Genomic DNA, 12,208 nt, shown 5'->3' on the forward strand with positions numbered 1-12,208 from the left:
AACAAGGAACCGTCGCAGGTTTAGTTGCTGCGCGCCTTGTCGACCAGCTTGTTCTTGGCGATCCAGGGCATCATGGCGCGCAGCTTGGCGCCCACTTCCTCGATCGGGTGCGCGGCCATCTTGGCGCGCGTGGCCTTGAACGACGTCTGGTTCACCTTGTTCTCCAGCATCCAGTTACGGGTGAAGCGACCCGACTGGATATCGTCCAGAACGCGCTTCATCTCGGCCTTGGTTTCCGGGGTGATGATGCGCGGACCGGTGACATACTCGCCATATTCGGCCGTGTTCGAGATCGAGTAGTTCATGTTGGCGATGCCGCCCTCGTAGATCAGGTCGACGATCAGCTTCACTTCATGCAGGCATTCGAAATAGGCCATCTCCGGGGCATAGCCGGCTTCCACCAGCGTCTCGTAGCCAGCCTTGATCAGTTCGACCAGGCCGCCGCACAGCACGACCTGCTCGCCGAACAGATCGGTTTCGCATTCTTCCTGGAAGGTGGTCTCGATGATGCCGGCCTTGCCGCCGCCATTGGCCGAGGCATAGGACAGCGCGATTTCCAGCGCATTGCCCGAGGCATTCTGATGCACGGCAACCAGCGACGGCACGCCGCCGCCCTTCAGGTATTCCGAACGCACGGTGTGGCCCGGGCCCTTCGGCGCGATCATGAACACGTCGAGGTCCTTGCGCGGCTCGATCAGGTTGAAGTGGATGTTGAGGCCATGGGCGAAGGCGAGCGCGGCGCCTTCCTTCATGTTGTCGCGCAGGTCGTTATTCCACAGGTCGGCCTGGCCCTCATCGGGGGTCAGCACCATCACCACATCGGCCCACTTGGCGGCCTCGGCCGGCGTCATCACCTTGAAGCCGGCTTCCTCGGCCTTCTTCACGCCGGCAGAACCCTTGCGCAGGGCGACGGCGATATTCTTCACGCCGCTGTCCTTCAGGTTCATCGCATGGGCATGGCCCTGGCTGCCGTAGCCGACGATGACGACCTTCTTGCCCTTGATCAGGTTCAGGTCCGCATCGCGATCGTAGTAAACGCGCATGATATTTCTCCTCGGGACTGCGTCGTTGCTTATGGGTAAAGGTTCAGAGTGGTTTCGGGCCGCGGCTGATCGCGACCACGCCGGTACGCGAAACGTCGACCAGGCCAAGCGGCTTCATCAGCTCAATGAATGCGGTGATCTTTTCAGGGGCGCCAGTCAGTTCGAAAATGAACGACTCGATGGTCGAATCCACCGCACGGGCGCGGAAGATGTCGGCGATGCGCAGGGATTCCACACGTTTCTCGCCGGTGCCGGCCACCTTGATCAGCGCCAGCTCGCGCGCCACATGCGGCCCCTCGACGGTCAGGTCGTGCACGTTGTGCACAGGCACCAGACGCCCAAGCTGAGCCTTGATCTGTTCGATCACATTGGCCGGGCCTGAGGTGACAACCGTGATGCGCGACAGATGCGCGGCGTCGGAGACCTCGGCCACGGTCAGGCTTTCGATGTTGTAGCCGCGGCCCGAGAACAGACCGACCACGCGGGCAAGGATGCCGGGTTCGTTGTCGACCAGCACGGACAGGATATGGGACTGGATCGGCTGCTGCGGCGCAGGCATGGACGGGACTCTCTTTTTCGTTATCCGGCGATCAGACCAGGGCCATGCCGTCTTCGCTGACGGTGGCGTTGTTGGGGTCAGCCGGCTTGTCGTCAGCCAGGATCATCTCGTTATGCGCGGCGCCCGAGGGCACCATCGGGAAGCAATTCTCCGCCTTGTCGACAGCGACGTCCACCACCACCGGCCCGTTGATGGCGATCATCTCCTTGATGACGCCGTCCAGGTCGGCGGGGCTGGTGCAGCGCAGGCCGGTGCAATGGAAGGCCTCGGCCAGCTTGACGAAATCGGGCAGCGATTCCGAGTAGCTCTGCGAGTAGCGGCCGCCGTGCAGCAACTGCTGCCACTGGCGCACCATGCCCATATATTCGTTGTTGAGGATAAACACCTTCACCGGCAGGCGGAACTGTGCCGCCGTACCCAGTTCCTGGATGTTCATCAGGATCGAGGCCTCGCCGGCGATATCCACCACCAGCTTGTCGGGATGGCCGAGCTGCACGCCGATGGCGGCCGGCAGGCCGTAACCCATGGTGCCCAGGCCACCCGACGTCATCCAGCGGTTCGGCCGGTCGAATTTGTAGAACTGCGCGGCCCACATCTGATGCTGGCCGACCTCGGTGGTGATGAAGGTGTCGCGGTCCTTGGTCAGTTCATAAAGCCGCTGGATGGCATATTGCGGCTTGATGATCTTGTCGTCCTGCTTGAACTTCAGGCAGTCGCGCGCACGCCACTGGTCGATCTGCTGCCACCAGGCATCCAGCGCCTTCTGCTTCGGCTTGTAGCCGCCCTGCTTCCAGGCGGCGATCATCTGCTCCAGCACGCGGTAGGCATCGCCGACGATGGCGATGTCGCAATGCACCGTCTTGTTGTGCGAGGAAGGGTCGATATCGACATGGATCTTCTTCGAGCCCGGCGAGAAGGCATTCAGGCGGCCGGTGATGCGGTCGTCGAAACGCGCGCCGATGGCGATCATCACGTCGCAATCATGCATGGCATGATTGGCTTCCCAGGTGCCATGCATGCCCAGCATGCCGAGGAACTGCCGGTCGGTGGCGGGATAGCCGCCCAGGCCCATCAGCGTGTTGGTGATCGGGAAGCCGGTCAGCTTGACGAAGTCGCGCAGCAGTTCGGACGCGCGCGGGCCGGCATTGATGATGCCGCCGCCGGTATAGAAGATCGGGCGTTCGGCCGCGGCCATCAGCGCCACGGCTTCCTTGATCTTGGCTTCTTCGCCGTCCACGCGGGGGCGATAGGTCTTGTGGCGGATATTGTCCTTGGCGGTGTAACGGCCCGCCGCCACCTGCACGTCCTTGGGCAGGTCGATCACCACCGGGCCGGGACGGCCATTGGTGGCAACATAGAAGGCCTCATGCACCACACGGGCGAGGTCATCGACGTTCTTCACCAGATAGTTATGTTTGGTGCAGGGCCGTGTGATGCCGGTGGTGTCGCATTCCTGGAAAGCGTCGGTGCCGACCAGATGCGTCGCGACCTGGCCGGTGAGGCAGATCAGCGGGATCGAATCCAGCAGCGCGTCGGTCAGGCCGGTGACGGCATTGGTGGCGCCGGGACCCGAGGTGACCAGCACCACGCCGGGCTTGCCGGTGGAACGGGCATAGCCTTCGGCGGCGTGAACCGCGCCCTGCTCGTGGCGCACCAGGATGTGGCGAATGGCGTTCTGCTTGAACAGCGCGTCATAGATGGGAAGGACGGCGCCGCCGGGATAGCCGAATACGACCTCGACGCCCTGATCGACCAGGGCCTTGATCACGATTTCGGCGCCGCTCATCTGCTGGGTCGGCGCGGCCTGCGCTCCGGACTGCATCACTCTTCCCCTGAAAAACCTGCTGCGGGAGACGAAAATCGGCCGGAACATCCCGCTCCGGCCGTCGAAAAGCGCGCCAACCTAAACGGCCCCTCCGCGCACGGTCAATAGATATCTCACAATGTTTGGAAAGATTTCTACCTCCGGGTTGAAATTTTCTTGCCCGGAAACATCATTTTCCACAACCCGGTCGGCTGAAAACTGGTGCCGGAACCAGGTGGTCTGCCGCTTGGCGTAGTGGCGGGTGTTGAGCTGGCCGCTGCGGATCGCCTGATCCAGGCTAATTTTTCCATCAAGATATTGAATCAATTCAGGTAATCCATGGGCCTTACGGATCGGGGCATCGGCGGGCACGTCGCGGCGGCCCATGAAGGCCCGCGCCTCGTCCAGCGCGCCGGCCTCGATCATGGCCTCAAAGCGCCGGTCGATCCGGGCATAGAGCGCTGCCCGGGGTGGCCGCAACAGCAGGCGATAGACCGGATTGGGCAGAGGCGGCGCGGCCGAACCGGCCTGCCAGTCAGCCAGCGACCGCCCGGTACCCAGCCGCACCTCATAGGCCCTGACCAGCCGCTGGCTGTCGCCGGGCTTCAGCCGTTCGGCCATGGTCGGATCGATGGCCGCCAGCGCGGCATGCAGGCCGCCAGGGCCATCCTGCTCCAGACGGTGCCGCGCCTCGCTGCGGGCCTCCTCGGAGATTGGCGGCAGATCGACCAGCCCTTCGGTCAGGGCCTTCAGATACAGCCCGGTGCCGCCCAGCAGGATCGGCACCCGGCCGGCGCGGATGGCCTCGCCGATGGCCTCCAGCGCCATGTCGCGCCACAGGGCGGCCGTGCCATGCACGGCGCCATCCAGCACGCCGTAGAGCCGGTGTGGCACGCGGGCCATTTCTTCATCGGTGGGCCGGGCGGTGAGGATACGCAGGTCGCGATAGACCTGCATGCTGTCAGCATTGATCACCGTGCCGCCGATTTTCTCGGCCAGCGCCAGCCCAAGCGCCGACTTGCCGCTGGCGGTGGGGCCGGCGAGCAGGATGACGGGGGCGTGACGGGTATCCATGGCGACGGGATGCAGGACAGGGGCATTCAGGGCGGGTTGCGCCGCCCCTTCTACAGCCCTAGAACAGGCGGATGCAAAACATTCTCACCCTGATCACCGCGCCCCACAATGCCGTGCTGACGCCCCGGGTGGCGAATGCCGTGCGCGACGCCCTCGCCCTGGCCCGCGGCAAGGTCGGCCCGGCCGACTGGCTGGAACCCGGGATCGCCTGCGACATCCCCTTCGACAACGTGGCGCCCGACGAGGCCGCCAAGGCCGCCCGCACCGCCCTGCGCGCCACGCCGGTGGATGTGCTGGTGCTCAAACCCGAAAACCGGCGCAAGAAGGCGCTGGTGGCTGACATGGAATCGACCATCATCCGCAACGAGATGCTGGACGAGATCGCCTTCCTCGCCGATATCGGCGACCGCGTGGCCGAAATCACCCGCCGCGCCATGAACGGCGAGCTCGATTTCTACGAGGCGATCCGCGAACGCGTCAGCCTGCTGAAGGGCCAGCCGGCCAGCCTGCTCGACAAGGCCGCCGAACGCATCAAGCTGATGCCCGGCGCCGCCGCGCTGGTGGCGACGCTGAAACAGAATGGCGTGCATTGCGCCCTGGTTTCGGGCGGCTTCGATTACTACACGCAGTCGATTGCCCAGCAGCTTGGTTTCGACGAGCAGCAGGCCAATCACCTGATCCTGGAAAACGACGCCATCGCCGGCATCCGTGAACCCATTCTCGGCCGCGAGGCCAAGCTGGAAGCCCTGCAGCGCGTGGCGCGCGAGAAGGGCATCGGCGTGGAGGATTGCATCGCGGTGGGCGACGGCGCCAACGACCTTGCCATGCTGGACGCGGCGGGTCTGGGCATCGCCTTCCACGCCAAGCCGAAGGTGCAGGAAGCAGCAAAGTTCAACATCCGCCACGGCGACCTCACCGCGCTGCTTTACGCGCAGGGCTATCGCCGCGACGAGATTTTCGGGCGCTGAGCGTTAACGCGCGATCCAGCCGCCATCGCCACCGCCCGCTTCAGCGGGCGGTCCAGCCGCCATCGATGGCAATAGCCGTGCCGGTGATCGATTTCGCCATCTCGCCGCACAGGAACAGGGCGAGCGCCGCCACTTCCTCGATCTCGATGAAGCGCTTGTTCGGCTGCGAGGCCAGGATCACCTCGCGCACCACGCGGTCGCGCGGCATGTTATGCACCTTGGCCTGATCCTCGATCTGGCCTTCCACCAGCGGCGTGCGCACATAGCCCGGGCAGATCGCGTTCACCGTGATGTTGGTCTCGGCCACTTCCAGCGCGACCGACTTGGTGAAGCCGATCTGGCCATGCTTGGCCGACACATAGGCCGACTTGAACGGCGAAGCCACCAGGCCATGGGCCGAGACCAAGTTGATCACCCGGCCCCAGTTCTTCTGCTTCATGCCTGGCAGGGCCGCCTTGGTGGCGTGGAAAGTGGAATTCAGGATGATGTTCTGGATCGCATGCCACTTGGCCTCGGGGAATTCATCCACCGCCGAGACGAACTGGATGCCGGCATTGTTGACCAGGATGTCGACGCCGCCGAAGGCATCCTCGGCCTTTTTCACATGGGCGGCGACGGCCGCACCGTCGGACATATCGGCGCCGTCATAGAGCACCTTCACGCCGGTTTCGGCAGCCAGCCCGGCGCGGATCTTCTCGATGGCGGCCGCGTCGCCGAAGCCGTTCAGCATCACGTTGACGCCCTGCCCGGCCAGCGCCCGGGCGATCCCAAGGCCGATGCCGCTGGTGGAACCTGTGACGACAGCGGACTTGCCTTTCAGCATGGCGCGACCTTTCTTTAAGGGAGGCGGAAACCGGCCGGAGCCTAGCGGAAAAGGCCGGGTCCTGCCTAGCGCCGGGGCCCGTTTGGCCACCGCTTAGGCCCCTGAGCCTTGCACCCCCTCCCACCCCGTGGGCAGAATGTGACCATGAGTCGTAAGCCTGCAAGGAACCTTCCGGCATGATGAATCGCATTACTCACCTGGACGACGAGCCCGACCAGCCGGAAAAGAACGGCGACGCCGAGGCCAAGGCGAAGGACAAGTCGCCCGGTATCGAGGAGCGGCTGTTCAAGGCCCGCACCATCCTGATCTATGGCGGCATCGACCAGAAACTGGCCAAGGAAGTCTCGGCCCGCCTGCTGGCCCTGCAGGCCGCCGGCGACGAACCGATCACCATCTTCATCAACAGCCAGGGCGGCCACGTCGAATCCGGCGACACGATCTACGACATGATCAAGTTCGTGAAGCCCGAGGTGCGCGTGGTGGGCACCGGCTGGGTCGCCTCGGCCGGTGCGCTGATCTATGCCGCAGCCAAGAAGGAAAACCGTTTCTCGCTGCCCAACACCCGCTTCCTGCTGCACCAGCCGTCAGGCGGCGCCGGCGGCACGGCCTCGGACGTGGCGATCCAGGCCAAGGAAATCATCCGCATGCGCAAGCGGCTGAACGAGATCTTCGCCCGGGAGACCGGCCAGCCGATCGAGCGGATCGAAAAGGATACCGACCGCGACTACTGGATGAGCGCGGAGCAGGCCGTGGAATACGGCCTGGTCGGCAAGATCGTGCAGAACGCGGCCGAGATCGGCTGAACGTCACATAGACTGAAATGAAAAGGCCGGCTGAGAAGCCGGCCTTTTTTGTTGGCTGCGACACCTTTTACGACTTCAGGGGCACCGGCACGAAGCGGGGCTCGCCGCCGCGCTGGATCTGCAGCAGGGCAACCTTGCGCTTGGCATCCTTCAGGGCTTTCAGCATCTCGACGGCATCGTCGGGATTGCGCACTTCCGACTGGGCCATCTCGATGATCACGTCGCCAACCCGCACGTCGCGCTTGGCAGCCGGCCCCTCCGGATCGACATCGGTGACCACGACGCCCTTTACGTCATCCTTGATGTCGTGTTTCTGGCGCAGTTCCTTGCTCAGCGGCGCAACCCGCAGGCCCAGATCCGCCAGTTCGGTTTCGTTGCGGCCCGGCTTGGCACGATTGGGGTCGGCCTTCTGGCTGTTCTCGGCCTTGGCCGAGGCCAGGGCAGCTTCAAGTTCGCCGAGCGTAGCCTTCACGGTCTGCCGCTTACCCTTGCGGACAATGTCGACATTCACGGTCTTGCCGACCGGCGTCTCCGCCACGCTGCGGGTCAGCGCGTTGGTGGTGGCGATCGCCTTGCCGTCGAAGCTGACGATCACGTCGCCGGAATCGATGCCGGCCTTCTGGGCCGGGCCGCCCGGAACGACCTTGGCGACCAGAGCGCCGCGCGCCTGCTGCAGGCCGAGCGCCTCCACCATTTCGTCGGTGACCGACTGGATCTGCACGCCGAGCCAGCCGCGCTTGGTGCGGCCGAATTCGATCAGTTGCTGCACCACCGGCTTCGCCAGGTTCGCCGGCACGGCAAAGCCGATGCCGATGGAGCCGCCCGTCTGGGAGAAGATCGCGGTGTTGATGCCGATCACGTTGCCGTTCTTGTCGAACAGCGGACCGCCAGAATTGCCCTTGTTGATCGAGGCATCGGTCTGCAGAAAGTCGTCGTAGCGGCCGGCGTTGATGTCTCGGCCGCGGGCGGAAACGATGCCGGCCGTCACGGTGCCGCCAAGCCCGAAGGGGTTGCCGATCGCCAGCGTCCATTCGCCGACGCGTATCTTGTCGGAATCGCCCCACTGTACGGCGCTGAGTTGACGACCGTTCTTGGGCTCGACCTTCAGCACGGCGATGTCGATTTCCGGATCGCGGCCGACCACCTTGGCTTCCAGTTCGGTGTTGTCATGCAGGATAACGCGGACCTGGTCGGCTTCGGCGATCACATGGTTGTTGGTGACCACGTAGCCCCGCACATCGACGATGAAGCCCGAGCCCAGCGATGAGACCTGACGCGGCGGCCGGTTACCCTCGCCCCGCTGCTGACGCTCGAAAAATTCCTTGAAGAAATCCTCGAATGGAGAGCCAGGCGGGAATTGCGGCATGCCTTCCGGCAGGCTGCCGCGATTTTGCACCGTCTGGGTGGTTGAGATGTTCACCACCGATGGCAGCAGGCGTTCGGCCAGATCGGCAAAGTCGCCTTCCGGCGCCCGCGCCTGAACCGCGCCTACAAATCCAACAACGACAAACAACGCCGCCGCCAGCGCCGTGCCGGCGCGGGTCAGGCGGGTGTGCAACATGGCAGTCATGACCTTACCTCCACGCCGCCCACGGCGGCGATCGCAATCAGCCCTAACGCTGGGCCGGCCGGCGGGCCGTGCCGGTCGGGCTTTCGAAATAGCGGAAGAACTCGGAATCCGGCGACAGTACCATGGTGGTGTCGCCCTGCTGCAGGGCCTTGGTATAGGCCTGGAGCGAGCGGTAGAAGCCGTAGAATTCCGGATCCTTGTTTGCCGCCTCGGCGAAAATCTTGGTCCGCTCGGCGTCGCCTTCACCGCGCAGGATTTCCGAGCGGCGACGGGCATCGGCCAGCAGGATCGTGCGCTGGCGTTCAGCCTCGGCGCGGATTCTCTCGGCCAACTCGAAACCCGTGGCGCGCTGCTCATTGGCCTCGCGCTGCCGTTCGGTCTGCATGCGGCGGAAAATCGCCTGTCCGATCGTATCCGGGAAATCGGCGCGCTTGATGCGCACGTCAACCAGCTCGATGCCCAGGCGACGGGAGTCTTCCTGCAGCGTGGCCGTCACCTGCTGCATCGCCGAGGGGCGATCGCCCGAGATGATGCTGGTGGCATCCAGCTTGCCGAAGGCGCCGCGGAAGGCATTGGCCACGCTGGGCGCCAGACGGCCGCGCAGGCCAAGCTCGTTACGGACGGTCTGATAGAACAGCAGGGGGTTGGTGATGCGATAGCGCACGAAGCTGTCGACCACCAGGCGGCGCTGGTCGGTGGTGAGGATTTCTTCCGGCTGGGCATCGAGGCCGAGGATGCGCTTGTCGAAATAGACCACATCCTGGATCAGCGGAATCTTGACGTTCAGACCCGGCTCGGTGATCACCCGGCGCGGATCGCCGAACTGCACCACCAGGGCCTGCTGGGCCTGATGCACGGTGAAGAGGGAGGCCTTGACCAGGAAGCCGGCCGCCACGACGGCAGCGACGATAACGGTGAGGAGCGTGCGGTTCATGATGGAATCCTCCTCAGCGCTGCGGTTGCGGCTGCTGCTTTTTCTGCAGCTCCGGCAAAGGCAGGTAAGGCAGCACACCCTGACCGCTGTGGCCGTCGATGATCACCTTGTTGGTGCCGCGCAGCAGCTGTTCCATGGTCTCGAGGTACATGCGCTTGGTGGTCACGTCCTTGGCCAGTCGATATTCGTTATAGACCTGGGTGAAACGGCTGGCATCACCCTGGGCATTGGCGATCACTTCCTGCTTGTACGCTTCAGCCTGCTGCAGCATGCGCTGCGCCTCGCCGCGGGCGCGCGGAATAATGTCGTTACGATAGGCTTCCGCCTCGTTCTGCGCGCGCTCGCGATCGGCCTGGGCGGCCTGAACGTCGCGAAAAGCGTCGATCACCGAGGCCGGCGGCTCGGTGCGCTGCAGGGCGACCTGGGTGATCACCACGCCAGCATTGTAGCCATCCAGCACCGCCTGCATCACGCGGCGGGTGTCGTCGGCGATCTTGGTGCGGCCTTCGGTGAGGATGAACTGGATGTTGTTCTTGCCGACGACCTCGCGAATGGCGCTCTCGGCCACCTGTTTGATGGTGCGCGACGGATCGACGACATTGAAGAGATACTGCCCGGCATCCTTCACCTGCCACAGCACGGTGAAGTCGATGTCGACGATATTCTCGTCACCGGTCAGCATCAGGCTTTCTTCCGGCACGTCGCGCTGCTGCGCGCCGCGGGTGGGAGAATCGCCCAGGCTGCGGAAACCGATTTCCTCGCGGTTGACGGTGGTGACCTTGGGGGTCAGGACGGTGTCGATCGGCCAGGGCAGGCGGTAGCGCAGGCCCGGCTCGGTCACCGAATGCACCTTACCGAACCGCAGCACCACACCCTGCTCATCGGTATCCACCCGGTAGAAGCCGGTACCCAGCCAGATCGCCAGCGCGACCAAGACCAGCAGCAGGATGCCTCGGCCGGAGACATCGCCCCCGGGCATGATGTTGCGGAATTTGTCCTGGCCCTTGCGCAGGATGTCTTCCAGGTTGGGCGGATTGGGACCACCAAACCCGCCACCACCGCCGGAGCCCGATGGCCCGCCGCTGCGCGGCCCCTGCCCCCAAGGCCCGCGGCCACCGCCACCACCTTGCCATCCGCCACCTTGATTGCTCCAGGGCATCCTGTTGTCCTTCTATACCGGGCCGGCCGGCCGGATCGCCCATGATCCGCCTTCCCCTGCCCTGCCGGAATGGGTCGGGTCCATCCGGCTTTATGCCTCAAACCTGTTTACCTTCAGGCCGGTGAATTGCCGTCCCTGCGCCGTCGCGATATATCACCCGCAAGGCTCCAGAGCCGTTTCGCCTGCCAACAGCCGACAATATTGGAACGTTTACAGGGATTTCAAGCATGACCGGGGTGACGGAAGCGCAGATCATCGACGCGCTGCGGGGTGTGGTAGACGCCGATCATGGCAAGAATGTGGTCGAACTCGGCATGGTTGCCGGACTTGTGATCAAGGGCGGCAATGTCGGCTTCGTTCTGGAGGTCGACCCCCGCGCCGGGGCCGCCAAGGAGCCCCTGCGCAAGGCCTGCGAGCAGGCGGTGGCAAAACTGCCTGGCGTGACCTCGGCCACCGTGGTCCTCACCGCTGAACGCCAGGGCGCCAAGAACCAGCCGGCAACCGCGCCCCACAGCCATTCGCACGCGCATGATCACGGCCACGACCATGGCGCCGCCCGCAAACCGGCAGCCGCACCGGAAGTCGGCCCCCGTCCGGCCATCCCGGGCATCAGGTCGATCATCGCCGTCGCCTCCGGCAAGGGCGGCGTGGGCAAATCCACCACTGCCGTCAACCTGGCCCTGGCCCTGGCGCAATCGGGCCGGAAGGTCGGCCTGCTGGATGCCGACATCTATGGCCCCTCGCTGCCGCGCATGATGGGGATCACCGGGAAGCCCCATTCGCCGGATGGCAAACGCCTGCATCCGATGCAGGGCTGGGGCATCCCCTGCATGTCGATGGGTTTCCTGGTGCCGGAAGACACGCCGATGATCTGGCGCGGCCCGATGGTGATGAGCGCGCTGGAACAGATGCTGCGCGATGTGGCCTGGGGCGAACTCGATGTTCTGGTGGTCGACATGCCGCCCGGCACCGGCGACGCCCAACTAACCATGGCCCAGCGCGTGCCGCTGGCCGGGGCGGTGATCGTCTCTACCCCGCAGGACATCGCCCTGCTGGATGCGCGCAAGGGCCTGAACATGTTCCGCCGCGTCGACGTGCCGGTGCTCGGAATTGTGGAGAACATGAGCTACTTCTGCTGCCCCAATTGCGGCCACCGCAGCGAAATCTTCGCCCATGGCGGCGCCCGCAAGACAGCGGAGGAACTGGGCTGTGACTTCCTGGGCGAGCTGCCGCTCAACATCGCGATCCGCGAAACCTCGGATGGCGGCGCGCCGATCGTGGCCTCTCAGCCTGACAGCGAAGAGGCCAAGGCCTATCGCGCCATTGCCGCAAAGGTCGCCGAGAAGCTGGATCGCGATGCCGCTTCCAGCCGGATGCCGAAAATCACGATCCAGTAGGCCCGCCAATCGCAGGCAACAAAAAAGGCCGGGCCAGGAATTCCCCTGGCCCGGCCTTTCCTTTTTTTGGACCG

11 protein-coding genes are annotated in these 12,208 nt (G+C 64.6%); 3 read left to right on the forward strand and 8 right to left on the reverse strand.

Features of this window, described 5'->3' with window-relative positions; all coding sequences use genetic code 11:
• Window positions 1-20 precede the first annotated feature (20 nt).
• The 4 genes from ilvC to miaA all read right to left on the reverse strand — a co-directional run bounded on the left by ilvC (window position 21) and on the right by miaA (window position 4,480).
• Window positions 21-1,043 (reverse strand): ketol-acid reductoisomerase, encoded by a 1,023-nt coding sequence (gene ilvC / locus ACK4FK_RS15070; protein WP_409745927.1) that lies wholly within the window; start codon window positions 1,041-1,043, stop codon window positions 21-23.
• Window positions 1,044-1,086: 43 nt separating this feature from the next.
• Window positions 1,087-1,602, reverse strand: coding sequence for an acetolactate synthase small subunit (gene ilvN / locus ACK4FK_RS15075; protein ID WP_409745929.1), 516 nt, complete (start codon window positions 1,600-1,602; stop codon window positions 1,087-1,089).
• A 31-nt stretch (window positions 1,603-1,633) separates the two neighbouring features.
• Complete coding sequence (locus tag ACK4FK_RS15080; protein ID WP_409745931.1) at window positions 1,634-3,424, reverse strand: acetolactate synthase 3 large subunit; 1,791 nt, start codon at window positions 3,422-3,424, stop codon at window positions 1,634-1,636.
• A gap of 81 nt (window positions 3,425-3,505) precedes the next feature.
• Window positions 3,506-4,480 carry a tRNA (adenosine(37)-N6)-dimethylallyltransferase MiaA gene (gene miaA / locus ACK4FK_RS15085; protein WP_409745932.1) on the reverse strand — a complete coding sequence of 325 codons (975 nt, stop codon included), beginning with the start codon at window positions 4,478-4,480 and terminating at the stop codon, window positions 3,506-3,508.
• A gap of 71 nt (window positions 4,481-4,551) precedes the next feature.
• Here miaA and serB point away from each other — a divergent pair, with 71 nt between their 5' ends.
• Window positions 4,552-5,448 carry a phosphoserine phosphatase SerB gene (gene serB, locus ACK4FK_RS15090; protein ID WP_409745934.1) on the forward strand — a complete coding sequence of 299 codons (897 nt, stop codon included), beginning with the start codon at window positions 4,552-4,554 and terminating at the stop codon, window positions 5,446-5,448.
• Between the two features lie 40 nt (window positions 5,449-5,488).
• Here serB and ACK4FK_RS15095 read toward each other — a convergent pair whose 3' ends face one another.
• Entirely contained in the window at window positions 5,489-6,271 is a 783-nt protein-coding gene (locus ACK4FK_RS15095) for a 3-hydroxybutyrate dehydrogenase (protein ID WP_374303622.1), read from the reverse strand.
• A 176-nt stretch (window positions 6,272-6,447) separates the two neighbouring features.
• Here ACK4FK_RS15095 and ACK4FK_RS15100 point away from each other — a divergent pair, with 176 nt between their 5' ends.
• Window positions 6,448-7,074 (forward strand): ATP-dependent Clp protease proteolytic subunit, encoded by a 627-nt coding sequence (locus ACK4FK_RS15100; RefSeq protein WP_409745936.1) that lies wholly within the window; start codon window positions 6,448-6,450, stop codon window positions 7,072-7,074.
• A 67-nt stretch (window positions 7,075-7,141) separates the two neighbouring features.
• Here the strand turns inward: ACK4FK_RS15100 and ACK4FK_RS15105 are convergent, their stop codons facing one another.
• Genes ACK4FK_RS15105 through hflK form a run of 3 tightly spaced genes read right to left on the reverse strand, consistent with a single transcriptional unit; the run spans window position 7,142 to window position 10,737 of the window.
• The gene (locus tag ACK4FK_RS15105; RefSeq protein WP_409745938.1) at window positions 7,142-8,644 is read right to left on the reverse strand and encodes a DegQ family serine endoprotease; all 1,503 of its coding nucleotides are present in this window, start codon (window positions 8,642-8,644) and stop codon (window positions 7,142-7,144) included.
• A 43-nt stretch (window positions 8,645-8,687) separates the two neighbouring features.
• Window positions 8,688-9,578, reverse strand: a complete 891-nt coding sequence (gene hflC / locus ACK4FK_RS15110; protein ID WP_409745940.1) for a protease modulator HflC — start codon at window positions 9,576-9,578, stop codon at window positions 8,688-8,690.
• A 13-nt stretch (window positions 9,579-9,591) separates the two neighbouring features.
• The gene (gene hflK, locus ACK4FK_RS15115; RefSeq protein WP_409745942.1) at window positions 9,592-10,737 is read right to left on the reverse strand and encodes an FtsH protease activity modulator HflK; all 1,146 of its coding nucleotides are present in this window, start codon (window positions 10,735-10,737) and stop codon (window positions 9,592-9,594) included.
• Between the two features lie 227 nt (window positions 10,738-10,964).
• Between hflK and apbC the strand changes: the two genes are divergently transcribed.
• Window positions 10,965-12,134: an iron-sulfur cluster carrier protein ApbC gene (gene apbC, locus ACK4FK_RS15120; protein ID WP_409745944.1), complete on the forward strand. Its 1,170-nt coding sequence runs from the start codon at window positions 10,965-10,967 to the stop codon at window positions 12,132-12,134.
• The last annotated feature ends 74 nt before the right edge of the window (window positions 12,135-12,208 follow it).

The organism is Ferrovibrio sp. (assembly GCF_046297895.1).
In the GTDB taxonomy this organism is placed as follows: domain Bacteria; phylum Pseudomonadota; class Alphaproteobacteria; order Ferrovibrionales; family Ferrovibrionaceae; genus Ferrovibrio.